Origin of the sequence: Kitasatospora sp. NPDC006697 (assembly GCF_042869935.1) — a bacterium.
In the GTDB taxonomy this organism is placed as follows: domain Bacteria; phylum Actinomycetota; class Actinomycetes; order Streptomycetales; family Streptomycetaceae; genus Kitasatospora.
In genome coordinates this window covers 193102-216992 of sequence record NZ_JBIAGU010000001.1, presented here as the reverse complement: position 1 = coordinate 216992, position 23891 = coordinate 193102, and the positions used below count along the sequence as shown (strand labels likewise).

17 protein-coding genes are annotated in these 23891 nt (G+C 74.7%); 11 read left to right on the top strand and 6 right to left on the bottom strand.

Translation table 11 applies throughout. The annotated features are described in order from the left end of the window. The first annotated feature begins 72 nt into the window (after positions 1-72). The 4 genes from ACFYNO_RS00925 (at position 73) to ACFYNO_RS00910 (ending at position 3730) form a co-directional block, all read left to right on the top strand. Positions 73-633, top strand: a complete 561-nt coding sequence (locus ACFYNO_RS00925) for a ParH-like protein (RefSeq protein ID WP_388003026.1) — start codon at positions 73-75, stop codon at positions 631-633. Further along, positions 626-2176 (top strand): MAB_1171c family putative transporter, encoded by a 1551-nt coding sequence (locus ACFYNO_RS00920; protein ID WP_388003023.1) that lies wholly within the window; start codon positions 626-628, stop codon positions 2174-2176. The genes ACFYNO_RS00925 and ACFYNO_RS00920 overlap by 8 nt, the downstream gene beginning before the upstream one ends. Positions 2177-2203: 27 nt before the next feature. Continuing rightward, on the top strand, positions 2204-2467 hold the full coding sequence (locus tag ACFYNO_RS00915; RefSeq protein WP_388003020.1) for a dsRBD fold-containing protein: 264 nt from the start codon (positions 2204-2206) through the stop codon (positions 2465-2467). A 72-nt stretch (positions 2468-2539) separates the two neighbouring features. After that, on the top strand, positions 2540-3730 hold the full coding sequence (locus tag ACFYNO_RS00910; RefSeq protein ID WP_388003017.1) for a PLP-dependent aminotransferase family protein: 1191 nt from the start codon (positions 2540-2542) through the stop codon (positions 3728-3730). Positions 3731-3737: 7 nt separating this feature from the next. On the opposite strand, the gene ACFYNO_RS00905 is transcribed toward ACFYNO_RS00910, so the two are convergent. Together ACFYNO_RS00905 and ACFYNO_RS00900 are read right to left on the bottom strand one after the other, a co-directional pair. After that, the gene (locus ACFYNO_RS00905; RefSeq protein WP_388003014.1) at positions 3738-4124 is read right to left on the bottom strand and encodes a hypothetical protein; all 387 of its coding nucleotides are present in this window, start codon (positions 4122-4124) and stop codon (positions 3738-3740) included. Continuing rightward, the gene (locus ACFYNO_RS00900) at positions 4121-6043 is read right to left on the bottom strand and encodes an alkaline phosphatase family protein (RefSeq protein WP_388003011.1); all 1923 of its coding nucleotides are present in this window, start codon (positions 6041-6043) and stop codon (positions 4121-4123) included. The genes ACFYNO_RS00905 and ACFYNO_RS00900 overlap by 4 nt, the downstream gene beginning before the upstream one ends. A gap of 201 nt (positions 6044-6244) precedes the next feature. Between ACFYNO_RS00900 and ACFYNO_RS00895 the strand changes: the two genes are divergently transcribed. Genes ACFYNO_RS00895 through ACFYNO_RS00885 form a run of 3 tightly spaced genes read left to right on the top strand, consistent with a single transcriptional unit; the run spans position 6245 to position 10362 of the window. Next, positions 6245-8410 carry an alpha-N-acetylglucosaminidase TIM-barrel domain-containing protein gene (locus tag ACFYNO_RS00895; RefSeq protein WP_388003008.1) on the top strand — a complete coding sequence of 722 codons (2166 nt, stop codon included), beginning with the start codon at positions 6245-6247 and terminating at the stop codon, positions 8408-8410. Continuing rightward, entirely contained in the window at positions 8407-10101 is a 1695-nt protein-coding gene (locus ACFYNO_RS00890) for a sodium:solute symporter family protein (protein WP_388003005.1), read from the top strand. Before ACFYNO_RS00895 ends, ACFYNO_RS00890 begins: the two co-directional genes overlap by 4 nt. A 33-nt stretch (positions 10102-10134) precedes the next feature. Next, the gene (locus ACFYNO_RS00885; RefSeq protein WP_388003002.1) at positions 10135-10362 is read left to right on the top strand and encodes a hypothetical protein; all 228 of its coding nucleotides are present in this window, start codon (positions 10135-10137) and stop codon (positions 10360-10362) included. Between the two features lie 31 nt (positions 10363-10393). Here ACFYNO_RS00885 and htpG read toward each other — a convergent pair whose 3' ends face one another. Together htpG and ACFYNO_RS00875 are read right to left on the bottom strand one after the other, a co-directional pair. Continuing rightward, on the bottom strand, positions 10394-12298 hold the full coding sequence (gene htpG, locus ACFYNO_RS00880) for a molecular chaperone HtpG (RefSeq protein ID WP_388002999.1): 1905 nt from the start codon (positions 12296-12298) through the stop codon (positions 10394-10396). A gap of 106 nt (positions 12299-12404) precedes the next feature. After that, positions 12405-13892: an alpha/beta hydrolase gene (locus ACFYNO_RS00875; RefSeq protein WP_388002996.1), complete on the bottom strand. Its 1488-nt coding sequence runs from the start codon at positions 13890-13892 to the stop codon at positions 12405-12407. 262 nt (positions 13893-14154) lie between these two features. Between ACFYNO_RS00875 and ACFYNO_RS00870 the strand changes: the two genes are divergently transcribed. After that, positions 14155-17322 (top strand): SpaA isopeptide-forming pilin-related protein, encoded by a 3168-nt coding sequence (locus ACFYNO_RS00870; protein ID WP_388002993.1) that lies wholly within the window; start codon positions 14155-14157, stop codon positions 17320-17322. 65 nt (positions 17323-17387) lie between these two features. Here ACFYNO_RS00870 and ACFYNO_RS00865 read toward each other — a convergent pair whose 3' ends face one another. Continuing rightward, positions 17388-18248, bottom strand: a complete 861-nt coding sequence (locus ACFYNO_RS00865) for a phosphatase PAP2 family protein (protein WP_388002990.1) — start codon at positions 18246-18248, stop codon at positions 17388-17390. A 303-nt stretch (positions 18249-18551) separates the two neighbouring features. On the opposite strand from ACFYNO_RS00865, the gene ACFYNO_RS00860 reads away from it, so the two are divergent. The 3 genes from ACFYNO_RS00860 to ACFYNO_RS00850 all read left to right on the top strand — a co-directional run bounded on the left by ACFYNO_RS00860 (position 18552) and on the right by ACFYNO_RS00850 (position 21781). Then, a complete protein-coding gene (locus ACFYNO_RS00860; protein WP_388002987.1) occupies positions 18552-19427 on the top strand; it encodes a hypothetical protein in 876 nt (291 codons plus the stop codon). Between the two features lie 110 nt (positions 19428-19537). Continuing rightward, positions 19538-20002, top strand: a complete 465-nt coding sequence (locus ACFYNO_RS00855; RefSeq protein ID WP_388002985.1) for a phage tail protein — start codon at positions 19538-19540, stop codon at positions 20000-20002. Between the two features lie 171 nt (positions 20003-20173). After that, the gene (locus ACFYNO_RS00850; protein WP_388002982.1) at positions 20174-21781 is read left to right on the top strand and encodes a hypothetical protein; all 1608 of its coding nucleotides are present in this window, start codon (positions 20174-20176) and stop codon (positions 21779-21781) included. A gap of 25 nt (positions 21782-21806) precedes the next feature. Here the strand turns inward: ACFYNO_RS00850 and ACFYNO_RS00845 are convergent, their stop codons facing one another. Continuing rightward, positions 21807-23837 carry an NB-ARC domain-containing protein gene (locus ACFYNO_RS00845; protein WP_388002979.1) on the bottom strand — a complete coding sequence of 677 codons (2031 nt, stop codon included), beginning with the start codon at positions 23835-23837 and terminating at the stop codon, positions 21807-21809. Positions 23838-23891 lie beyond the last annotated feature (54 nt).

Below are 23891 nucleotides of genomic sequence, written 5' to 3'. Positions count from 1 at the left end.
CGGCAGGCGAACGGAGCGGCGGTCGCGCTCGCCGGGCAGGGCGGGTCGGCCCCGGGGGCGGGAGGGGCAGCGGTGCGGAGCTGGATCGAGCGCAGGCGCGGCCGGCAGCGGCGCAGGCTCTGGCAGCAGTGCCGACGGCGGGTGGACGAGCTGGAGTTGCCCGAGCCGTTCGACGCCGCCGAGTTCATCAGGCTGCTCGCCGTGCGGCGCGGCCGGCCGATCGAGCTGATCCCGGTCACCGCCCGGCCACAGCTGCCCTGCGGGCTGCTGGTCACCACCGACCGGGCCGACTGCATCCTCTACCTGGCCGACACCACCCCGCTGCACCAGCAGCACATCCTGCTGCACGAGGCGGCCCACCTGCTGTGCGGGCACCACGAGAACCCCGGCAGCCGGCTCTCGGCGGCCGAGGCGCTGCTGCCCAACCTGTCCGGCGCGCTGGTGCAGCGGGTGCTCGGGCGCACCGTCTACGCCGAACCGCAGGAGCAGGAGGCCGAGTTGGTCGCCTCGATGATCCTGCACCGGGTGCAGCGCCGCGGCGCGCCCGCGCCGGTGACGGACCGGCAGCTCTCCTGGGCGGACTCGGTCTTCGGGGTGCCCGAGCGGCCCGGCCCCGGCGGCAGCGGTGGCTGAGCTCGGCCCGGCCGACCTGGCCGCCTACCTCTCCGCCGCGCTCTTCCTGCTCTTCGCCGTGCTGCGGCTGGGCCCCGTGCGGGCCCAGCCCGGCGACCACGCGCAGCGCTACGCGGTCGGTTTCGCGTTCTGCATGGGCGGCGGACTGGTGGCGCTGGCGCCCGCCACGCTGGCCGCGCTGCGCCGGCTCGGCGGCGGGCCGGACTCCACCATCCTGCTCGGCGACGCGCTGAAGACCACGGCCGTCAGCCTGCTGGTGCTGATCGCCCTGGTGCTGCGGAGCCGCGGCGAGCCCGCCGTCCGGCCCGGGCTGCGCCGGCGGATCCGGTGGCAGCTGGCCGCCGCGCTGGCGGTGCCGGCCGTGATGGCGCTCTGCCTGCACGGGGCGCACGCGGTCAGCCGGGGCGGCACGCTGGTGGTGCGCACCGTGCTCGGGCGCTGGTCGCTGGCCGGCTACACCGCGCTCTTCGCCGCCTACCTGGTCTGCTGCCTGGCGGTGCTCGGGACGGCGCTGGCCCGGCAGACCCGGCGGTCCGGGGCCGGCCTGGTCCGCACCGGGCTGCGGCTGATGACGGCGGCCGCGGGGGTCGGCATGGTCTGGAGCCTGTGGGCGCTGGACGACATCGCCGACATCCTGCTGCACGGCAGCCAGAGCAGCGGCGAGGACGCGCCCTCCAACCTGCTGGCCGCGGTCTGCGCCGCGCTGGCGGTGGGCGGGGCGACCGTCACGGTCTGGGGCGCCACCCGCTGGGGCGCCCGGCTGACCGCCCCGCTGCGCTGGCTGCGGGCCCGCCGCCGGTACCGGGCGCTGGAACCGCTCTGGTCGGCCCTGCACACCGCCCTGCCCGGCATCGCCCTGGCGCCGGCGGCCCGGCGCCGGCCGCCGCTGCGGACCGCCGAGTTCGCGCTCTACCGCCGGATCATCGAGATCCGCGACGGCCAGCTCGCGCTGCGCTCCTACCTGCCCGCCGAGCTCCCGCAGTGGATCGCCGACAGCGCCCGCGAGGCCTGCCCGCACGCCGCCGTCCTGGAGGCGGCCGCCCTGGCCGCCGCCCTGGAGGCCCGCCGCCGGGGCCGCCCCCAGCCCGGCCCCGCCGACTGGCTCCCCGAGGAGGTGGCCGCCACCGTGGACGCCGAGTCCGCCTGGCTGCTCCAGGTCGCGGCGGCCTTCACCACCTGCGACGTGGTCGCCCAGGTCCGCCACCGGGCGGCGGCGGCCCAGGCCCGGTCACTCCGGCAGGTCGGGCCCGTCCGGCAGGTTCGGGGGCTCGGGCAGGTGGGGCGGCTCGGGGAGGACGGAGGGTTCCGGGAGGGTGACGTCCGGGAGGTCCGGGATGTCGGGGAGCGGGCCGGGCTCGGGGAGGTGGGGGATGTCCGGGAGGTCGCGGAGCTCCGGCAGCTCCGGGGGCTCGGGGAGCTCGGGCGGCTCGGGCAGGATCGGCATCAGGGCCTCCAGTGGGGTGATGGTCCGTCACATCCTGGTCCGGCGGGCCGGGGCGGGCAAGGGCCGGGCGGCGTTTGCGGGCGGGCGGTGGGGGAGTGACGCTGGTGGGGTGTGAGGAGGTCTGCCATGCAGAACCAATGGGACATCGAGCTGAGCTTCGAGGAAGACGGCGTGAACACGGTCTGTGACGCCCGCCTGGTCGGGACCAGGGCGCCGCAGCTGCAGGGCCACGGCGAGGCGGTCCGCAGCACCGAGGACCGGCCGCTGGCCAGGATCGGCGAGGAGGTCGCCGCCTGGCGGGCGCTGGACGACCTGTCGCGCCGGCTGCGGGCCCAGGCGGCGGGGGAGATCCAGGACGAGGGGCACCGGCCTGCGTACCTGGTGTACTGACTATCGGTCGTTCTTGACCGAACTCTGGTCGTTCACTGCCGACATGTGATCGTCTCTGTCAGGCTGGCCGGCATGACGACCCGAGCCGACGCCCCTGCCCTAGCCGCCCGCGCCGCCTCCGTCGGCGCCTCGCCGGTGCGCGAGATCCTGGCGCTGACCGCCCGGCCGGAGGTGATCTCCTTCGCGGGCGGCCTGCCCGCGCCCGAACTGTTCGACGCCGAGGGCCTGCGCGCCGCCTACGACCGGGTGCTCACCGAGCGCCCGCAGCAGGCGCTGCAGTACACCATCACCGAGGGCGACCCCGCGCTGCGCGCCGCGGTCGCCGCCCGGCTGACCGCCCGCGGCCTGGCCACCGGCCCCGAGGAGCTGCTGGTCACCACCGGCTCGCAGCAGGCGATCGGCCTGCTCGCCACCACCCTGCTGGAGCCCGGCGACACCGTGCTGGTCGAGGACCCCAGCTACCTGGCCGCGCTGCAGTGCTTCGGGCTGGCCGGCGCCCGGGTGCTGGCGGTGCCCACCGACGAGGACGGGGTGGACCCGGCGGCGCTGGCCGAGCTGGTCCGCGCCGAGCGCCCCAAGCTGCTCTACCTGGTGCCGAACTTCCAGAACCCGACCGGCCGGACCATGCCCGCCGAGCGCCGCCGCGCCGTCGCCGAGGTCGCCGCGCGCGAGGGCCTGTGGCTGGTCGAGGACGACCCCTACGGCGAGCTGCGCTACAGCGGTGAGCCGCAGCCCTGGCTGGCCGGCCTGCCGGCGGCCGCCGACCGCACCGTGCTGGTCGGCAGCTTCTCCAAGGTGCTGGCCCCCGGGCTGCGGCTCGGCTGGCTGCGGGCGCCGGAGGCGCTGCGCCGGGCCTGCGTGATCGCCAAGCAGGCCGGCGACCTGCACACCTCGACGGTCGACCAGGCCGCCGCCGCCCGCTACCTGGCCGACCGCGACCTGGACGCCCACCTGGCGAAGGTCACCGCCGCCTACCGCGAGCGCCGCGACGCGCTGCTGGCCGGCCTGCCCGAGGCGCTGCCGGCCGGCAGCGCGTGGAACCGGCCGGACGGCGGCATGTTCGTCTGGGCCAGGCTGCCGGAGGGCCTGGACGCCACCGAGCTGCTGCGCACCGCCGTCGAGCACGACGTGGCGTACGTCCCCGGCACCCCGTTCTTCGCCGGCCCCGGCGACCCGGCCACCATGCGGCTCTCCTTCGTCACCCACACGCCCGAGGAGATCCGCGAGGGACTGCGGCGGCTGGCGGTGGCGCTCAAGATCTGACGGCCAGTCAGTTCCTTCCGGTCATCCGGTGGGTCACGGTGGTGGAGTCCAGGAAGAGGCTTCCGAAAGCCGCCACCGCCGCCACCATCGCGGGCAGCGCGCCCACGTTGGCCGGGTGGAGCAGTACCTGGACGCCGGCCAGCAGGGCCGCCGTGCCGGCCTCCAGGGCCATCAGGGTCCAGAGCCACGGAGCCGTCTGGCTGCCCGGGTTGGTGACCAGGCCGAGCAGGCCGGAGACCAGCGCGGGCAGCACGAAGTTCAGGTTCGGCAGCCGGCTGTCGCGGTCCATCGCGAACAGCACCAGGAAGACCATCAGCAGCGCGTAGGCCGCCACCAGCAGCACCGAGGCGAGGGCGCGCGGCCGGGTCCAGGGCTGGGTCGGCGGGGTGCTCATCGGCGCTCCTCGGGGTCGGGCGGCGGCGGCCCCGCCGGGCGCACGCCGTGCCGGGCCAGGTGGCCGCGCACCTCGGCGAGGTAGGCCCCGGCCTCGCCCACCGTGCCGATGCCGGCCACCCGCTGCTCGATCTCGGCCCGCCGCTCGGGCTGCAGCCGGGTGTGCAGGATCGCGGCGGTGCGGACGAACCCGCGCCCCGCCGGGCCCACCGGCCCGGCGGCCGCGACGGGGTCGAGCGCGTCGTCGTCCAGCACGAACCCCGAGTCGGCCGGCCGCGGCAGGGTGCGCGGCGACGGGCGGGGCGCGGGGGCGCGGAGCAGGTGGGTGAAGGGGTTGGCGTGCCGGTCCCGCTGGGTGAGCGGCTCCAGGCCGAAGAGCTGCTGCACGGTGGCGAGCAGCGAGCCGTGGTCGTACTGGGTGTGGTCCACCACGTTGCAGTTCTGCCCCGGCACCCCGGGCGAGCGCAGGTCCGGCACCCAGGGCGAGACCACCACGGCCGGCACCCGCACGCCCTGGCGGTCGAACCGGAAGCCGTGCCTGTTCTGCTCCGGGTCGGTCCGGTCGCCGGGCGGCACGGCGGTCGGCGGCGGCACGTGGTCGTAGAAGCCGCCGTGCTCGTCGTAGGTGATCAGCAGCAGGCTGGAGTCCCAGTGCGGGGAGCGCCGGACGGCCTCGTAGACCTGCTTGACCAGCGCCTCGCCGCGGGTCACGTCGTCCAGCGGGTGCTGGCTGCTCCCGCCCTGGAAGTCGGCGCCGTGGGTGAGCACATGGCCGTAGGAGGGCTCGATGAAGGTGTAGGCGGCGTCGTAGTGCGGGTGGCTCAGGTGGGCGGCCAGGTCGTCCACGTGGTGGTAGCGGGTCAGCAGGGTCGGCAGGTCCATCCCCGCCAGCGCGGAGACCTGCGGCAGCGCGTCGCCCGCGTAGACCCGCCAGGGCAGGCCCTGGGCGTCCAGCGACTCGTAGAGGGTGCCGTGCTCGAAGTGGTAGCCGTCCAGCTTGGACGCGGCGGTGGCCAGCGGGCCCGGGCTGCGGTCCAGGCCGGCCGAGCTGGCGGCGTGCAGGAAGAAGCGGTTCGGCCAGGTCGGGCCGGGCAGCGCCGAGAACCAGCGGTCGCAGAGCGCGAACTCCCGGGCCAGCGTGGCCAGTACCGGCACCTGGCGGTCGGTGAAGCAGGCCAGCACCGCACCCAGGTCGACCGCGGTGCCCTTGACCGCCGCCTCGTTGGCGTAGTTGCTGACGAACCCGCCCAGGGTGATCGGCGGGTACTCGCCGGAGTAGGCGCAGCGGTCGTCGTGCGGCCGGCCGGCGATCGGGGTGCCGGCCAACTGCAGCTGGACGTCGCAGAACTCGTGCGGCGGGTCGACCGGCATGACGAACGGCGCGCCGGCCCGCACCCGGTAGTCGGTGCCCAGGTGGCTGTTCAGCTGCCCGCCGGGGCCGTCCACGGTGGTGGCGGCGCCGGTCACCGGGTCCACGCCGATGCCCGGGTGCAGGGTGCCGTCCGGATCGACGGTGCCGGTGGACACGCCCAGCATGTGGTCGAAGGAGCGGTTCTCCAGCACCAGCACGAAGACGTGCCGGATCGGCGGCGCACCCGGCACCCGCGGCTCGGGCCGCGCGGACCCGGGGCGCAGCCGGCGCAGCAGCCAGGCGGCGGCGGTCAGCGCCCAGGAGAGCAGCCAGCCCGCCGCGCGGCAGGCGCCCGCGGCGCAGCGGCAGGCCAGCGCGCCCGCGGCCGCGGGCAGCAGCCGCCAGCCGGAGCCCCGCTGCCAGTCGGCCAGCCGGGCCCGGGCCGCGCGGGTGCGCCCGACCCCGCCGGTGACCAGCCGGGCGCGCCACTCGTCGCGCCGCCGCAGCAGTCCGGGGCGGGTGTGGGCGCAGCAGGGATCGGGCTGCTCGGCCCGCTCGCTCTCCGGCACTCCCGTCCTTCCCTGGCCGCCGTGGTGACACCTCGTCGGCCAGCCTGCGCGGGCCCGGACGAGCGGCACAAAGAGGCGCGCCGGGGCGGCGCCCGTTCGGCCGTGCGGTGTGCGCGCCTCGCCGCCGACGGTGCGTCAGCGGGCTACGGTGGGCCGCTCCTGAGCAGGTCGGACGGTGTTTCGGGGGGTTCGGTGGCTGGTGTGCGGCTCGGTTTCGCCGGGTGCTGCGCGGTGCTGCTCGCGGCGCTCTGCCCGGGGGCGGCCCGGGCCGAGGCCCCGGCCTTCGACCCCGGGCCGGCCGTCGCCGCGCTGGCCCGGCTGCTGCCCGCCGCGCAGGCCGAGCAGTTCACCCTGCTGCCCGGCCCGGAGCAGGACGGCTTCACGCTCTCCGGCGGCGCCGGGGCGATCACGGTGCGGGCCGACCGGCCCGCCACCCTGCTGGCCGGTGCCGGCTGGTACCTGGAGCACGTGGCCGGCGTCGACCTCGGCCTGCCCGGCGACAGCCTGGACCGGCTGCCGGCCGTGCTGCCCGCGGTGCCCGGCGGCCACGTCGCCCGCACCGCCACCGTGCCGCACCGCTACGCGCTCAACGACACCGACGCCGGCTACTCCGGCCCCTACCGCGACTTCGCCGACTACCAGCACGAGATCGACCTGCTGGCCCTGCACGGCGTGGACGAGGTCTACCTGACCGTCGGCGCCGAGTACCCCTACTACCGGGCGCTGCAGCAATTCGGCTACCGGCCGGAGGAGTTGCGGGACTGGATTCCGGCACCCGGGCACCAGCCCTGGTGGCTGCTGCAGAACCTGGCCGGCTTCGGCGGCCCGGTCAGCGAGCAACTGATCGACGCCCGTGCCGTGTTGGGCCGCCGGATCGCCGACCGGCTGCGCGAGCTGGGCATGGTCCCGGTGCTGCCCGGCTACTTCGGCACCGTGCCGCCCGGCTTCGCCGACCGCAACCCGGACGCCGCCACCGTGCCGCAGGGCGACTGGGTGGGCTTCGACCGCCCCGACTGGCTGGACCCCACCAGCCCCGCCTTCGCCCGGCTGGCCGCCGCCTACTACCGGGCCCAGCAGGACCGGTTCGGCGACAGCACGCTCTACAAGATGGACCTGCTGCACGAGGGCGGCCGGGCCGGCGCCGTGGACCTGGCCGGCGCCGCGCACGCCGTCCAACAGGCGCTCAACGCGGCTCACCCGGCGGCCGGCTGGGTGCTGCTCGGCTGGGAGGACAATCCCACCGCGGCGGAGCTGGCGGGTGCCGACCCGGCCCGGCTGCTGGTGCTGGACGGGGTCTCCGACCGCTACGACGGCCTGGACCGCGAACACCAGTGGGGCGGCGCGCACTACGCCTTCGGCAGCATCCCGAACTTCGGCGGCCACACCGCGATCGGCGCCAACACCGCGGTGTGGACCAGCCGGTTCGCCGCCTGGCGGGCCCGCCCGGACAGCGCCCTGACCGGCCTCGCCTACCTGCCCGAGGGCACCGGCGGCAACCCGGCAGCCTTCGAGCTCTTCACCGAACTCGCCTGGGAGCCGGCGGAGATCGACCCGGCCGCCTGGTTCGCCCAGTACGCCGACCGGCGCTACGGCGGGCCCGACCCGGCCGCCCGGGCCGCCTGGGACCTGCTGCGGCGCGGCCCCTACGGCACCGCCTCGGGCCGCTGGAGCGAGCCGCAGGACAGCCTGCTCGCCGCCCGCCCCGGCTTCACCGCCCGCTCCGCCGCCGCCTGGAGCCCCACCGGCGCCCGCTACGACCCCGACACCGTCCGGCAGGCGCTGGCCCGACTGCTGGCGGCCGCCCCCGGGGCGCGCGCCACCGACGCCTACCGCTACGACCTGGTGGACCTGGCCCGCCAGGCACTGGACGACCGGTTCCGCGCGCTGCTGCCCAGGATCACCGCCGCCTACCAGCACCGCGACCCGGCCGCCCTGGCCGGCCTCACCGCCTCCTGGCGCGGCCAGGAGGCCCTGCTGGACCGGCTGCTGGCCACCGACCGCCGGTTCCTGCTCGGCCCCTGGACGGCCGCCGCCCGCCGCTGGGCCGCCGACCCGGCCGAGGCGGACCGGCTGGAGTACGACGCCCGCTCGCTGCTCACCACCTGGGGAGGCCGCGGCCCCAGCGAGCGGGGCCCGCTGCACGACTACGCCAACCGCGAGTGGTCCGGCCTGGTCGCCGACGCCTACGCGCCGCGCTGGGACGCCTGGTTCGACAGCCTCGCCACCGCCCTGGCCACCGGCGCCGACCCGGCCCCGGTCGACTGGTTCGCCCTGGACGACGCCTGGGCGCACCGCACCGCGGCCTACCCCACCGAGCCGGCCGGCGACCCGGTCGCGCTCGCCACCGAGGTGAGGAACCTGCCGTGAGCACCGCCACCCCCGTCCAACTCGCCGCCGCGCTGCGGCTGGACGCCCGTCCGGTCGACTACCTGCTGCTGGCCCTCTACTTCGCCCTGGTGCTCGGCATCGGCACGCTGGCCCGCCGCCAGGTCTCCTCCAGCCTGGACTTCTTCCTCTCCGGCCGGGCCCTGCCCGCCTGGGTCACCGGCCTGGCCTTCATCTCGGCCAACCTCGGTGCCGTGGAGATCTTCGGGATGACCGCCAACGGCGCCGAGTTCGGCATCCCGACCGTGCACTACTACTGGATCGGCGCGATCCCCGCGATGGCCTTCCTCGGCCTGGTGATGATGCCGTTCTACTACGGCTCCCAGGTGCGCAGCGTGCCCGAGTTCCTGCTGCGCCGCTACGGCCGGTTCGCCCACCTGGTGAACGGGCTCAGCTTCGCGCTGGCCCAGGTGCTGATCGCCGGGGTCAACCTCTACGCGCTGGCCACCGTGGTCAACGTGCTGCTGGGCTGGCCGCTGTGGACCTCGGTGCTGGCCGCGGCCGCGATCGTGCTGGCGTACACCACGATCGGCGGGCTCTCGGCCGCGGTCTACAACGAGGTGCTGCAGTTCTTCGTGATCGTCGCGATGCTGGTGCCGCTCACCCTGGTCGGGCTGCACCGGGTGGGCGGCTGGGACGGGCTGCGCCGGGCGGTCACCGCCGCCAACGCCGACGCCCACCTGCAGCTGCACTCCTGGCCCGGCACCAACCTGACCGGCATCGCCAACGCCACCCTCTCGGTGCTGGGCATCGTCTTCGGCCTCGGCTTCGTGCTCTCCTTCGGCTACTGGACCACCAACTTCGCCGAGGTGCAGCGCGCACTGGCGGCCAAGGACATGTCGGCGGCCCGCCGCACCCCGCTGATCGGCGCCTACCCCAAGGCGCTGATCGTGCTGGTGATCGTGATCCCCGGGATGACCGCCGCCGTGCTCTCGCCCGAACTCGCCGCCTTCAAGGCCAGCGGCGGCACCCTGGACAACGGCGTCACCTACAACAACGCGATCGAGCTGCTGATCCGCGACCTGTTGCCGAGCGGCATGCTCGGGGTGGCGATCACCGGGCTGCTGGCGGCCTTCATGGCCGGCATGGCGGCCAACGTCAGCTCCTTCAACACCGTCTTCACCTACGACCTGTGGCAGGCCTACGTGATGCCCGGGCGGTCCGACCGGCACTACCTGCTGGTCGGGCGGCTGGCGACGGTCGGGGGCTGCGTGATCGCGGTCGGCACCGCCTTCATCGCCAGTCACTACAACAACATCATGGACTACCTGCAGACGCTGTTCTCGTTCTTCAACGCGCCGCTGTTCGCCACCTTCCTGCTCGGCATGTTCTGGCGGCGGGCCAGCCCGATGGCGGGCGGGACGGGGCTGCTGGCCGGCACGGCGGCCGCGCTGACCATCGACCAGCTGAACCGGCACCACGTGCTGCACATGTCCGGGCAGGGCCCGAGCTTCGTGGCCGCCAGCGCGGCCTTCGTGGTGGACATCGCGGTCAGCGTGCCGGTCTCGCTGCTCACCCGGCCCCGGCCGGAGAGCGAACTGGGCGGCCTGGTCTGGTCGCTGACCCCGCGCGCGGAGCTGCACAACAGGTCCGGCGGCTGGTACACCTCGCCCGCGCTGCTGGCCGGCGGGGCGCTGGCGCTGGCCACCGCGCTGAGCGTCGTCTTCTGGTGACCTGTCCCGATCCCCGAACGGAGTACCGCAGTCGTGCTGTTCGACCTGCGCTGGATCATCACCCTGCTGTTCGGCTGCTACGGCGCCGTGCTGACCCTGCTCGGCGCCTTCGCCACCAGCGCCGCCGACCGGGCCAAGGCCGGCGGGGTGAACGTCAACCTCTGGGCCGGCCTGGCGATGCTGGTCTTCGCGGCGCTGATGGCCGGCTGGGCGCTCTGGCGGCCGCTGGTGCGCCCGGAACGGCGCCCGGACCGGTCCTGACGGCTCGTCGGGACCGGTCCGGGCGCGGGGACTACAGGGTGCGGGCCAGCCGGTCGGCGACCAGCCGGATGAACCGCGACGGGTCGCCCGGCTGCGCGCCCTCGGCCAGCAGCGCCATGCCGTAGAGCAGTTCGGCGGTCTCCGGCAGACCCGGGTCCCCGGCCCGCTCGGTGTGCGCCTTGTTCAGCCCGGTGACCAGCGGGTGCGCCGGGTTGAGCTCCAGGATCCGCTTGGCGTGCGGCAGTTCCTGGCCCATCGCGCGGTACATCGCCTCCAGCGCCGGGGTGGCGTCGTGGGTGTCGGAGACCACCACGGCGGGGGAGACGGTGAGCCGGGTGGAGAGCCGGACCTCCTTGACCTCCTCGGCCAGCTGCTCGGTCATCCAGCCCAGCAGGCCGGCGAACTCCTGCTGCCGCTTCTCCTTCTCGCCCTCGGCCTCCTCGGACTCCTCGCCGGTGCCGTCCAGGTCGAGCTCGCCCTTGGCGACCGAGCGCAGCTCCTTGCCCTCGAAGCCCGGCACGGCCTCCACCCAGACCTCGTCCACCGGGTCGGTGAGCAGCAGCACCTCGATGCCCTTGGCCCGGAACGCCTCCAGGTGCGGGGAGTTCTCGATCGCCTGCCGGGACTCGCCGGTCAGGTAGTAGATGTGCTCCTGGCCCTCCGGCATCCGCTCCAGGTACTGCTTGAGCGTGGTCGGCTCCGCCGGGTCGTGGGTGGAGGCGAAGGAGGAGACGGCGAGGATGGTGTCCCGGTTCTCGGTGTCGTTCAGCAGGCCCTCCTTGAGCACCCGCCCGAACTCCCGCCAGAAGGTGGCGTACTTCTCCGGGGAGCCGGACTGCAGCTCCTTGACCGTGGAGAGCACCTTCTTCGCCAGCCGGCGGCGCATCAGCTGGATCTGCCGGTCCTGCTGCAGGATCTCCCGGGAGACGTTCAGCGACAGGTCCGCCGCGTCCACCACGCCCTTGACGAACCGCAGGTAGGGCGGCATCAGGGCTTCGCAGTCGTCCATCACGAAGACCCGCTTGACGTACAGCTGGATGCCGCGCTGGTAGCCCTGGGTGTAGAGGTCGTGCGGGGCGCGGGCCGGCACGAAGAGCAGCGCCTGGAACTCGAAGGTGCCCTCCGCCTGCAGCCGGATGGTCTCCAGCGGGGCCGTCCAGTCGTGGCTCAGGTGCTTGTAGAGCTCGTGGTACTCCTCCTCGGAGACCTCCTCGCGCGAGCGGGCCCAGAGCGCCTTCATGGAGTTCAGGGTGTCCGGCTCGGCGCCCTCCTCGGCACCGGCCATCCGGATCGGCCAGGTGATGAAGTCCGAGTAGCGCTTGACGATCTCCCGGATCTGCCAGGCGGCCGTGTAGTCGTGCAGCTGGTCCTCGGTGTCCACCGGGCGCAGGTGCAGGGTGACGGCGGTGCCCTGCGGCGCGTCCTCGACGGCCTCCAGGGTGTAGCTGCCCTCGCCGCTGGAGGCCCAGCGGGTGCCGGACTCCTCGCCCGCCTTGCGGGTGACCAGCACCACTTCGTCGGCCACCATGAAGCTGGAGTAGAAGCCGACGCCGAACTGCCCGATCAGCCCCTCGGCCGCGGTGCCCGCCTCCTCGCCCTCCTTGGCGTTCTGCAGGTCCCGGACGAACTTGGCGGTGCCCGAGTTGGCGATGGTGCCGATCAGCTCCACCACCTCCTCGCGGGACATGCCGATGCCGTTGTCCCGCACCGTCAGGGTGCGGGCCTCCGGGTCGGCCGCCAGCTCGATGTGCAGGTCCGACACGTCGGCCCCGGCCACCTCGCCGCGCAGCGCCGCGAGCCGCAGCTTGTCCAGCGCGTCCGAGGAGTTGGAGATCAGCTCGCGCAGGAACACGTCCTTGTTCGAGTAGATCGAATGGATCACCATCTGCAGCAGTTGCCGCGCTTCCACCTGGAACTCGAACGTCTCAGTCGCCATGTCCCGTTGTTCTCCCTCAACCCTCGTTCCGACAGGTCCTGACCAGAAGACTCTAGATCAACGCGGCGGCGCGAAGGGCCGGGACCGCGGAACGCCTCACCCGCCCTCAGCCCGCCGCCGGGCAGCGGACGTCCTGCGCGGGCCGGTGGCCGCCGACCAGGAAGCCGGTCACCACGGCGTCCCCGCAGGCGTTGCCGTTCGCCGCGTAGGCGTCGTGGCCGCCGGAGTCCACCGAGACCATCCGGGCCCGGCCGCCGAGCGCCTGGCGCAGCTTCAGCGCCCCCGCGTACGGGGTGGCCGGGTCGCGCAGGTTCTGCACCAGCAGCACGTTCGACGGCCCGTCGTCCGTCACCCGCACCGGCGGCTGGGCGGGCGCGGCCGGCCAGAAGGCGCAGGGCATCACGTTCACCGGCATCCCGGCGGTCAGCGGGTGGGCCGCCCGGTCGGCGGCCACCGCCTGCTGGTAGTCGGCCGCGGAGCGCGGCCAGGCGACGTCGCCGCAGAGCGTGCCGACCGAGACGGCGAGGCTGTTCTGCGCGGCCTGGTCGGGCACCGTCATCGGCGCGGGCAGCGGCTGCCGCTGCTCGGCCGCCAGCACCACCCGGGCCAGGTAGGGGAACGAGGAGTCGCTGTAGAGCGCCTGCAGCATCAGGTTGCGCAGCCCGTTGCCGTCCAGCTGTTCCGGGTTGGCGCCCGGCCAGGGCAGCGGCTCCCGGTCCAGCCGGTCGGCCAGCGCCAGGAAGTCGGCCCGCACGGCCTCCGGCGTCTGCGCCAGCCGCACCGGGCTGCCGGGCGCGGAGGCCCAGGCCGCGAAGTCCGGGAACCGGTCCTCCGCGCCCACCGCGTAGTTGGCCAGCCAGCCGCGGCCCACCCGCTGCGGGTCCGGGTCGTCGTTGCTGTCCAGCACGATCCGGTCGGTGTGCTGCGGGAACATCGTGGCGTACACCGCCCCGGCGTACGTCCCGTAGGAGACGCCCCAGGCGGAGACCTTCCGCTCGCCCAGCGCTCGCCGCAGGCTGTCCAGGTCACGCGCCTCGTTCGCGGTGCCGAGGCTGCGCAGCACCGGCCCGCCGTTGCGCCAGCAGGCGTCCGCCAGCCGCTTCTCCTGCGCCAGGTTGCCGCCGATCGAGCCGTCCGGGGCCGGCCACGGGTACATGTTCACCGTCGCCAGGTCGGCGTGCGAGACCTCGCAGCTGACCGGCGTGGACTGCCCGACCCCGCGCGGGTCGAACCCCACCAGGTCGTACCGGTCCGAGACCGCCCGCGGCAGCCGCCCGACCACGTCGCTCGGCCGGTTCAGCCCCGAACCCCCGGGCCCGCCGGGGATGGTGAGCAGCACACCGCGCCGCTCGTCCGGGCGGCCCGCCCGGATCCGCGACACCGCGAGCGCGATGCTCGCCCCGCCGGGCCGGGCGTAGTCCAGCGGCACCCGCAGGGTGGCGCACTCCTGCCGTGGATCGGCCGCCGCACCGGCGCAGGGGCCCCAGCGGAGTGACGGTGTGTCGGAGTCGGCGGCGCGGGCCGCGGGGACGGAGAGTGCGAGGACGGTGCCGGCGGCGATCAGCGCCAGCGTGGCGCGAGAGTGAATTCCCATGCCCTGAAGTCTGGTTGTGCGGGACTGCGGGAACGATCCGGCTACCCGGCGTCCATCGGGTGGGGCCAGCCCCCGGTGACAGGGCCAATGGAGTGGACTCTGACGGGCGATCGGCCAATCGGCGCGCGGGTCGCCGAATCGTTGCATTTCGGGCGGTGGAGACTCGGACGGTCCACCGTACCCGTACCACCCGAGAGGGCCTCCGGTGAAACCACCCCAGCGGCTCGGGGAGCATCCCCGGCGACAACGGTTCGTCAGATCCTTGAGCTACGCGCTGGCCGCCACGCTCATCCCCTTCGGCCTCTCCATGGCCGCCCCCACCGCCGCGCGGGCGGCCACCCTGCCGGGCGGCCTCGGCCCGTGCCTCGGCGCGGACTGCCCCGCCACCTTCCCACCGGTCAACAACGGCCCCTTCGCGGGCCGGGACGCCGGCATCAACATCTTCGTCGGCGGCGACTACAACGTCCGCGGCACGGCCGCGGAGGCCGAGGGGCACGTGGTCACCCTCGGCAACTTCGACGTGAACAAGTCGACCGAGGGGAGCGCCGTCTACAACGTCGGCATCGTCGGCGTCGGCTCCCGCGTCCCGCCGCCCGACGGCGCCGACTTCCTCACCACCGGCGGCAACGTCACGGTGGCCGCCGGGCAGCGGCTGCTCGCGGACGACGGAGTGGTGCGCCACGCGGGCACCGCCACCGGCACCATCACCGGGACCGTGGTCCAGGACTCCCAGGCCGTCGCCGCCTACGCCCCGCTGCGGGGCGAGCTGCAGACGGCCAGCGAGTGCTACGCCGGGAGCGGCGGCACGCCCCGCCCGGCCACCGGAACCGCCGTCAACCAGGGCTTCCAGACGCTCTTCACCGGTGACGGCAGCTCGGCACTCCAGGTCTTCAACGTCGACTTCGACATCGTCGGGAACGGCGGCAGCCAGCAGGGCGTGGTGTTCGAGAACATCCCCGCGAACGCCACGGTGCTGATCAACCTGACCGGCGGCGCCCGCACGATCAGCACCTACAGCGGCAGCCTGCAGGACAGCGACCCGTGGAACCAGCTGCGCGACCACATGCTGTGGAACTTCCCGACCGCCTCCTCGGTCACGCTGACCGGTACCGGGCAGTTCCAGGGCAGCGTGCTGGTCGGCAACCCCGCCAGCACCGCCACCGTCAACCTGCCCGGCGTGAACGGCCGCCTCTTCACCACCGGCTCGCTCACCCACACCTCCGGCGGCACCGGCGGCAGCGGCACGGAGTTCCACGCCTACCCGTTCAACGGCGACCTCCCGGCCTGCGGCAACCCGCCGGCCCCCACCGCGTCGACCAGCGTGACCAAGACGGATGCCGCGACCGGTGCGCCGCTGGCGGGTGCGGAGTTCCAGCTGTGGCGTGAGACCAACGGCGACCCCGGGCTGCAGACCACCGGCACGACGCCGGACACCAAGGTGGGTCCGCCCTGCACCACGCAGGCCGACGGCGTCTGCTCGACCGACGGGCTGCCGCTGGGCACCTACTACTGGCAGGAGGTCTCCGCCCCGGCGGGCTACGACCTGCCCGACCCCGCCGTGACGCAGGTGGTCCTGGACACCGACGGGCAGAACGTCGCGGTCACCGCGAAGGACACCAGGACCCCGGTCGTGGAGACCGCGTCGACCAGCGTGACGAAGACGGACGCCGCGACCGGCGAGCCGCTCGCCGGTGCGGTGTTCCAGCTGTGGCGCGAGACCAACGGTGTCCCGGACCTGCAGACCGGGGGCGCGAACCCGGACACGGCGGTCGGTTCGCCGTGCACCACGCCGGCCGACGGTGTCTGCTCGGCCGACGCCCTGCCGCTGGGTACGTACTACTGGCAGGAGGTGAGTGCTCCCGCGGGCTATGACCGGCCCGAGCAGAACGTGACGACGGTGGTGCTGGACACCAACGGTCAGCACGCGGACGTCAAGGTGGCGGACGCCAGGACCGTCGCGCCGACGGGTTCGACCTCGGTGACGAAGACGGATGCCGCGACCGGTGCGCCGCTGGCCGGTGCGGTGTTCCAGCTGTGGCGTGAGACCAACGGCGTCGAGGGCTTGCAGACGGGCGGTGCGAATCCGGACACGGCGGTGGGTGAGCCGTGCACCACGCCGGCCGACGGTGTCTGCTCGGCCGACGCCCTGCCGCTGGGCACCTACTACTGGCAGGAGGTCTCCGCCCCGGTGGGGTACAACCTGCCGGACCTGAACGTGACGACGGTGGTGCTGGACAGCAACGGTCAGCACGTGGACGTCAAGGTGGCGGATGCCAGGACCGTCGCGCCGACGGGTTCGACCTCGGTGACGAAGACGGATGCCGCGACCGGCGCTCCGCTGGCGGGTGGCGTGTTCCAGCTCTGGCGCGAGACCAATGGTGTCCCGGACCTGCAGACCGGGGGCGCGAACCCGGACACGGCGGTGGGTTCGCCGTGCACCACGCCGGCCAACGGTGTCTGCTCGGCCGACGGCCTGCCGCTGGGCACCTACTACTGGCAGGAGGTCTCCGCCCCCGACGGCTATGACCTGCCCACCCCGGCCGTGACCACCGTGGTCATCGACACCAACGGGCAGAACATCCCGGTGACGGTGAAGGACACCAAGACGGTCACACCGACCGGCTCGACCTCGGTGACCAAGGTGGACGCCGTGACCGGCGCCCCGCTGGCCGGCGGTGTCTTCCAGCTCTGGCACGAGACCAACGGCGTGCCCGGGCTGCAGACCGCCGGCGCGAACCCGGACACCAAGGTCGGCACCCCGTGCGTCACCCCGGCCGACGGTGTCTGCTCCGCGGACGATCTCGCCCTCGGCACCTACTACTGGCAGGAGACGGCGGCGCCCGGCGGCTACGAGCTCCCGGACCCCGCGGTCTTCACCGTGGTGCTCGACGCCAACGGGCAGCACGTCCCGGTCACGGTCAAGGACACCGCGACCCCGACCCCGCCCCCGGGGACCGGCTCCACCAGCGTGACCAAGGTGGACTCGGCGACCGGCGCGCCGCTGGCGGGTGCGGTGTTCCAGCTGTGGCGCGAGACCAACGGCGTCCCCGGGCTGCAGAGCTCCGGCGCCACGCCGGACACCGAGGTCGGCGCCCCGTGCACCACGCCGGCCGGCGGGGTGTGCTCGGCCGACGGGCTGCCGCTGGGTACGTACTACTGGCAGGAGGTCTCGGCCCCCGAGGGCTACGACCTGCCCGACGCCTCGGTGACCACGGTCGAGCTGACCAAGGACTGCCCGAGCGAGGCGATCACCGTCAAGGACACCAAGACGTGCCCGCCGAAGCCCTGCCCGCCGAAGCCGTGCCCGCCGAAGCCGTGCCCGCCGAAGCCGTGCCCGCCCAAGCCGCGCCCGCACCACCCTCACCACGAGCTCGGTGACGGTGCGCAGGCCGGGGGCCTGGACCAGGAAGCCGCCGCCGGGGCCCTGTAGCAGGCAAACACGAAGGGTGTCCGAGTCCGCCGGAGCGGACCTGGACACCCTTCGTGTTTCCCGCGTCAGGCGCGCCGGGCCGCCCGCCAGGCGGTGATCCGGGCACCCAGCCGGCCCGTCAGGCCGGTGGCGTAGAGGCCGAGCACGGCCACCGCGGCGCCGGCCACGCAGTCCAGCAGGTAGTGGTTGGCGGTGCCCATCACCACGACCGCGATGGTCAGCGGGTAGAGCACGCCGAGCACCCGCAGCACCCGGCTGCGGGTGAGCTGGAAGAGCAGCACCCCGCACCAGATCGCCCAGCCGACGTGCAGGCTCGGCATCGCCGCGTACTCGTTGGTGACCGTGGCCAGGCCCTTCGGCACGCCGCCGCCACCGCTCCACCAGCCGATCGAGGCGTGCAGGGCCAGGATGTCGGTGAACCCCGAGGCGTCCTCGAGCAGGCGCGGCGGTGCGGTCGGGTAGGCGACGAAGCCCACCAGGCCCAGCGTGGTCATCAGCAGCAGCCAGGTGCGGGCCCGGACGTAGTGGTCCCTGCGGTAGCGCCAGACCCAGAACAGCACCACCGCGGTCACCACGTAGTGCAGGGTGGCGTAGAGGAAGTCGGCCGGCACGCCCAGCCAGGCGTGCGCGGCGAAGGCGCGGTTGAGCCAGTGCTCCGGGCTCATGCCCAGGGCCCGCTCGATGGAGAGCAGCCGGAGGCCGTGGTGCTGCGCCTGCAGCTGGTTCCCGCTGACGAGCAGCCGGCTGCCGTCGTAGGCCGCGTACACCAGCAGCAGCAGTTCCCAGCGGGCGCGCCGCCACCACGGCCGACGGGGTCCGGCAGCCGGCAGCGGCGGTCCGACCGGCAGCGGCTCGACCGGCGGCACGTCGGCCTCCGCCTGCACCGTGACGGCCGGACTGCCTGGTCGGGCGTAGTCGTGCAACATCCCCATCCCCTCCTCGAGCGCGCGTGCCCCGGGCTGGCACGCGGCAGCGCGTGGCGGTGAACCGGAACCGTGCACTCCCCCAGTTCCACTGACCCTCACGCGTTGTTCGTGTGCCTCACACGTGGGGGATCTTAGCCCGCGCTACTGGAGCCCAGGTGGGGATGCCGTCCGGCGGGCGCCGCTTCTCGCCACGCCCCCGCCCGCGCCGTGGGTTAGCCTCCGGATGTGAGTGCCCGTCGGGCGGCACCGGACCCGGGCCCCGTGCGCACGATGCTCCGCGCGGCCAGGTCGGATCCCCGCCACATGCCGGAGGCGATGGCCGTCGAGGCCGTGCGCCTGCTGACGCCCGGCGCCCGGGCGCACACGGACCGGCTGCGGGCCGAACACCCCGAGGAGGAGCCGGGGCGGCTCGGCGAGCGGCTGGCCGCGCGGGGGGTGCGCGGCTCGGTGCTCGACGGGGCCTTCCTCGGCGGCCCCTTCATGGTGCTCTGGCCGGCCGCCTTCGTCGCCGCGCTGGTGGCGCAGCTGCGGATGGTGCTGGAGCTGGCCGCGCTGTTCGACCCCGACCGCGATCCGGCGGCGCTGACCGAGGACCTGCTGGTGCTCCAGGGCGTCAGCCCGTCCGCCGGGGCGGCGCGCGAGGCGCTGGCCGCAGCCCGGCCGGCGGCGGGGGAGCACGGGGTGCCCGGGGAGCCTGGGGAGCCCGGGGAGCGGCCCGGCTGGTGGACGGTGCTCCGCCGGCTGGCCCGCCTGACCGGACTGCTGACCGCGGCGGACCCGACGGCGGGCCGGCTGCGCCGGGCCGGGATCTGGCTCGGGGTCACCGCCGTGGTGCTGCTGGGATTCGTGGCGCCGCTGGTCTGGATCCCGGCGAGCGCCGAGATGTACCGCCGCGCCACCACCCGGCTGGCGGCGCGCACCGTCGCCTACTACGCCCCGGCCGGTGCCGGCGCCCGGACGCCCGGCGGGGAGCGGCGCTGGGCGCTGCGGCCGGGGGCGCTGCTGGTCGCGCTGCGGTCGGTGGTCTCGGTGCTGGTCATCGCCGGGGTGGTGCTGACCGCCATCGCCGCCGACCTGCGGATCGCCGCCAGCCACCTGATCGCCGCCGCGGTGCTGCTGGTCGCCGTTTCGGGGCTGTACCTGCTCGCCCGGTGGCGCAGGCACCGGCGCCGGCGGTGACGGCGGGCGGAGGCCGAACCGATCAGGAAACGAGAAGCCGCCCCGCGCCGGGCCACGTAGCGTGAAACACGTCGCCGGGAACCCCGGCCCCGCCGCTCCCAGGAGGAACAGTGCCTTACACCGTCGACTTCAAGAACGTCTCCACCACCGGCCTGGAGTCGTCCCCCGTCGCGGACGCGCTCGCCGGCCTGCGCGCCAACGAGGCCCGCTACTACAAGAACAAGTACGACCACGTCTTCACCGTCCAGACCGCCGAGGAGGCGCCCGAGGTGCTGGCGTACGTGAACCGGGTCCTCTCCGAGGAGCGCGGCCTCGCCTTCGCCGCCCGCCCGCTGGAGGTCACCGCCTTCGAGGCCGGCGGCTACAAGATGGCCTACGTCTTCTACGAGTCGGGCCTGGCGGTCAACGTCATGTACGGCATCGAGGATGGCGCAAAGCGGGCGGTCGGCTTCAAGCTCTCGCAGGGCATGGAGGTGCCCGAGGAACTGGCGGAGAAGTTCAAGTTCGCCCGTCAGAAGTCCGCGCTGGCAGGCGAGATCCGCGGTTCGTTCTTCGTGATCAAGGGCGAGTACTGAGCGGTGTCGGGCTCCCGCCGGGCGCCGGAGGTTCAGTAGGATCGGCGGCGACCACCAGGCGGACGTTTGGGAGATGGGACACTGTTCGGGCTCCTGTCTCAGCTGCTGTCCGCCAGGACCGCCGACGACGAGCGGTGGAACACCTGGACCCCGAGGGCGCACGTCCTCGCCGTGACACGCACCCTCACCTCCGCCACCCGAGTGCTCGACGTGCTGCCCGTGCTGCGCCCGCGGGACGGCATCGAGCTGTACGCCACCGTCAACCCCGGCTCGGCCTTCGCCGCCGGTCTGGCCGACTTCCTCGACTCGCTGCCGGGCATCACCGTGCTGAGCTGGGAACAGGCCGTCGGGCGCCCGTTCGACCTCGCGGTGGCCTGCACCGTCAACCGCTCGATGCGCCGGCTGCGCGCCCCGCTGGTGGTGCTGCCGCACGGCGCCGGCTACAACCGGCTGGTCCCGCTCACCACCGGCGGCGGCCGGGCGCCCGCCGGACTGTCCCGCCGGGAGCTGACCTGGCGCGGGAAGCCGGTGCCCGCCGTCATCGGGCTCTCCCACGAGGAACAGCTGGAGCGGCTGCGACTGGCCTGCCCGGAGGCGCTGCCGCGGGCCCGGGTGGTCGGCGACCCGTGCTTCGACCGGCTGGAGCGCAGCCTGGCCGAACGGGACCGCTACCGGGCCCGGCTCGGGGTCGGCGGCGGCCGCAAGCTGGTGGTGGTCAGCTCCACCTGGAACACCCACTCGGCGCTCGGCCGCTTCCCCGACCTGCCGCTGCGGCTGGTGCGGGAGCTGCCGGTGGACGAGTACGCCGTCGCCGTGGTGCTGCACCCCAACATCTGGGCCCGGCACAACCCGCTCGGCCTGCTGCGCGAGGCGGAACAGGCCGGACTGCTGGTGATCCCGCCGCAGGGCGGCTGGCAGGCGGCGCTGGTCGCCGCCGACTGGGTGATCGGCGACCACGGCTCCGTCTCGTTCTACGGCGCGGCGCTGGACCGCACCACCCTGCTGGCCGCCACCGGCGAGCAGGAGCTGGACCCGGACTCGCCCGCGTACGCCTTCGGACGGGGCGCACCCGCGCTCGACCCCGGTGGTCCCCTGGAACCGCAGCTGCTGAAGGCCGCCGAGACCCACGGCTCCAGCGGACTGGCCGAGCTCACCGCCCGGTCGCTCGGCGCGCGCGGGCAGTCGGCGAGGATCCTGCGAGGGCTGCTGTACTCCTTCCTGGACGGCGTCGAGGAGCCCGCCGAGGAGCCCTGGGTGGAGCCGTACGCCCCGCCGCAGCCCGTGGACGCGGGCCCGGTGACCGCGTACGACGTGGTCGGCGAGCTGACCGGCGGGGAGGTGCGGCTGCGCCGCCACCCGGTCGGGCCGGACCACGAGGAGGCGCTGGGCTTCTACGCCGTCACGGACGCGGAGAGCAGGCTCGGGCGCAAGCACAGCGCCGAGGTGATCGCCCGCACCGAGCCCGGCGGCGAGCTCGAACCGCTCGCCTGGCTGGAGCAGGCCGCCGCCCGGCTGCCCGGCCTCGCCGTCGCGGTGGCGGCGCTGGGGGAGGGGCGGCACCTGGTGCGGCTGCGGTCCGGCACGGTGCTGGAGGCCCGGGCGGTGGCGGAGTGGGGCGCCGCGCCGGCCGCGCCGGATGCGGTGCTGCTCGGCTCGGCCGTCGCCGTCCGGCTGGCGGCGCGACCGGGCGAGGACCTCACCTCGGCGGACCTGGTGATCCGTGCGGGGGCGGTCCGGCGGGTCCGGTTCACCGCCCGGCCGGCGGGGGCAGCGGGGTAGCGGCTCGGTCCGGCCGGCTGCCGGCTCAGTCCGGCCGCATCCCCGCGGCCCGGCGCAGCAGCAGCGCCCGCTCGTGCGCCGCCTGCGCGGCCGCCGGATCGCCGGCCCGCGTGGCCAGCTCCGCGAGCAGCTCCAGCGCCTGCAACTCCTTGACCCGCTGCCGCAGTTCGGCCGCCTGGCGGGCGGCGTCGGCGAGGTCGCGGCGGGCCTGATCCAGGTCGCCGAGGCTGTCGTGGACGCGGCCGCGCAGGATGCCCAGCCGCATCGCCATCACCGCCTCGCCGCCCTGCTCGGCCAGCCGGGCGGTCTCGGCCACCGTCTCCAGGGCCTCCTGCGGCCGGCCCGCCGCGAGCAGGGCCTGCGCCAGGTTGTAGCTCTGCACCACGACGCCGTGCGGGTCGCCCTGGTTGGCGCGGCGGGCCTCGGTGAAGAGCGCGACGGCGTCCGCCGCCCGGTCCTGCCTCAGCAGCAGCAGGCCGCGGGTCTCCAGCACCATGCCGGCCAGCCTCGGGTCGCTGCCCGGGGAGAGCAGCGCCCGGGCTCGGTCGAGCTGCTCGGCGGCCTCGCGGTACTCCCCGAGCTCGTACTGGGCACGGGCCAGGGTGTTGTGCATCCTGACCGCCGCGTCCGGACGGCCGTCCCAGTGGGCCGCCTCGATGCCGAGCCGGCTGCCCTCGGCCCAGTCGTCGTAGAGCTTGCGGCCGTGGTACAGCGGCCACAGCGACTCGCAGAGGCGCCACACCGAACCGTGCCAGCCGTGCGCGGCGGCGGCCCGCAGCACGGCCGCGAAGTTGCCGCTCTCCTGCTCCAGCCAGTCCAGGTCGTGCACCAGGCCGGGGTCCGCGGGCGCGGCGGGAGGCTCCTGGAGCCGGAGGCGGTCGCCGAGGATGTGCCGGTCGGCCAGGGCGGCGGCCGTCCGGTAGTACTCCACCACCGGGCGCAGGACGGCCTGCCGCTGCTCCTCCGTCAGCTCGGCGCGGGCACGCCGGCGCGCGTGCCCGCGCACCACGTCGTGCGCCCCGAAGCGGTCGCCGCCTTCGCCGCTCGGGTCGACCAGATGGGCGTTGCGCAGTTCGTCGATCGCCTCCGCCGCCTGTTCGCAGCCCGCGGCCAGGGCGAGTTCGAGCGTGAAGGTGTGACCCGGGTGGATGCCGACGAGCCGGTACAGCTCCCGGGCCGGCGCCGACAGCGAGGCGTAGACGGCGTCGAAGGTCTCGTCCACGGCGTTCTCCCTCCGGTCCGCCAGCTCGGCGACGACCTGGCGGATCGTCATGCTGCGACGGGAGAGCAGCTGCCCGCCCACGGCGTTCAGCGCCAGCGGCAGGCCGCTGCAGAACCGCACCAGCGCCGTCACGTCCTCGTCGCTGCCGCGGGTGCCGCCGACCCAGCTGTGGATCAGCTCGCTGCCCGCCTCGGTGCTCAGCGGCGCGACCCGGTGGACCACGGCGCCGCCGATGGCCAGCGTGCTCAGCTCCTTGCGGGTCGCCACGACCACCAGCCCGTCCGAGGGCAGCAGGCCCCGGACCTCGGCGGCGTGCTCCACGTTGTCCAGGAAGACCAGCAGGCGCAGGCCGGCGGTGACGGTCAGGTACAGGCCGGTCCGCTCCGCCACCGAGTCGGGCACGTGCTCCTTCTCCACCCCGAGCGCGCGGAGGAAGCTGCCGAGCACCGCCCCGAGATCCACCCCGCCGTCGCGCCGGTGCGCCCCGAGGTCGACGTACAACTCGCCGTGCGGGAAGGCCGCCCGCTGGAGCCTGGCCCACTGCGCCACCAGCTCGGTCTTGCCGACCCCGCCGAGCCCCGTGAGCACCGCGACCACCGGCCCGGCCCCGCCGCGCACCGCCTCGAGCGCCTCGGTGAGCGCGGCCAGCTCGGCCGTCCGGTTGACGAAGTTGCTGAACGACGGGCGGATCTGACGCGGCACCCGGCGGGGCGCGGCGGCGTGGATGGTGAGGTTCTCGATGTGGCTGCTCTGGACGGCCGTGCCGTGGACATCGCCGGTCACCCCGTTGCTGACCGACCGGTTCCCGCCGTCCTGCGCCGCGCTCTCCGACATCTCTCCCTCTCCTCGGCATCCGCCCCGGGCCTCGGGTGCTGCCGGTCGTTCCAC